This is a genomic window from Pseudomonas sp. MS15a(2019) (assembly GCF_013277805.1).
GTDB lineage: Bacteria > Pseudomonadota > Gammaproteobacteria > Pseudomonadales > Pseudomonadaceae > Chryseomonas > Chryseomonas benzopyrenica.
In genome coordinates this window covers 112,227-113,616 of sequence record NZ_VBTN01000003.1, presented here as the reverse complement: position 1 = coordinate 113,616, position 1,390 = coordinate 112,227, and the positions used below count along the sequence as shown (strand labels likewise).

Sequence of the window (1,390 nt, the reverse complement as noted above, 5' to 3'; positions counted from 1 at the left end):
GGCTTCACCTGCAAAAATAGAAGGCCGGACGCCGCCGTGGCAGCGTCGCGAAAAGAAAGGAGTGACGGGTGGCTCAGGCGGAACGCATCGCCACCGGCGGCGCGCTGGCCAGGGTCATGGCCTTGACCAGCTCAGCGGAGCGAATCGCCAAGACCGACAGCAGGGTGTCGGACAGCCCGTGGCTGACCTCGCAGCCACCTTGCAGGAACACCTGGACCGCGCCGCCCGCCGCCAGCGGCAAGCGGTAGTGGCGGTCGGGCTCGCCGTCTTGCAGATGCTCGCGCAGGCCGGCCAGCAGGTGCTGGTGGTAGTCACGGCGATAGCCGGTGGCCAGGATCACCACGTCATAGCCCAGGGTGGTGCGGCTGCCGTCCAGCCGCCCTTCCAGCTCCAGCTCCAGCCCCTGCGCGGATGGCAGGCAGGTCACCACGTCTCGCTCGCAGAGCAGTCGATGGCGCTCGTGACCGCGCAGCTTCTGCAGGTAAAAGAGTTGGTAGAGGTTCTCGATCAGCTCCAGGTCGACGACCGAGTAGTTGGTATTGCGGTACTCGGCGAACAGGCGTTCACGGCGCTCGGGCGATTGCGCATAGATCCGGTCGGTAAAGGACGGATTGAAGATCTCGTTGACGAAGGGGCTGTCATCGGACGGTTTGAGTGCCCCGCCCCGCAGGATCAGCGACGCCTCGACCTGGGGAAAACGCTGGGTAAGGTCCTGGAAGATCTCGGCGGCGCTCTGGCCGCCACCGATCACCGCCACCCGGCGCGGCTGGGCCGGATCGGCCAGCAGCGCCTCGATCCGCCCGCGATAGGTCGAGGAATGCAGTACCCGCGGATCGCTCAGCCCGGCGAAGGCCGGTGGTACCTGCGGTGTCCCACCAATGCCGAGGATCAGATTGCGCCCCAGGCGCCGTTGCAAGGTGCCCTGCTGATCGCGGGACACCACCTGCACCGCGGCCAGGCTACCGTCGCGGTACCAGGGCTCCACCGCCACTACCTCTTCACCGTAGTGCACCTGCTCGGCGAAGGCGGCCGCCGCCCAGCCGAGGTAGTCGTTGTACTCTTCGCGGCTGGGGAAAAAGGTCTTGAGATTGATGAAGTCTTCCAGCCGCCCGCGTTCCTTCAGATAGTTGATGAAGGTGAAGCGGCTGGCCGGATTGCGCAGGGTGGCCAGGTCCTTGAGAAAGGAGATCTGCATCGTGCTGCCCTCGAGCAGCATGCCTTCGTGCCAGCTGAAGGCCGGCTTGCGCTCGATGAAGCAACCACGGGGCTGGCGCTCGGCGGCCTGCTCGTCCGCGGCGATGGCCAGCGCCAGGTTGGAAGGCCCGAAGCCGATGCCGATGTAGTCGTGGACCTGTTCCATGCGAACCTCTCGTCGATAACCGGGTGGGAT

1 protein-coding gene is annotated in these 1,390 nt (G+C 65.9%); it reads right to left on the bottom strand.

What is annotated here, in order from left to right; genetic code table 11:
- Positions 1-73: 73 nt before the first annotated feature.
- Positions 74-1,360 (bottom strand): lysine N(6)-hydroxylase/L-ornithine N(5)-oxygenase family protein, encoded by a 1,287-nt coding sequence (locus FEZ61_RS04210; protein ID WP_173147400.1) that lies wholly within the window; start codon positions 1,358-1,360, stop codon positions 74-76.
- Positions 1,361-1,390: the final 30 nt, after the last annotated feature.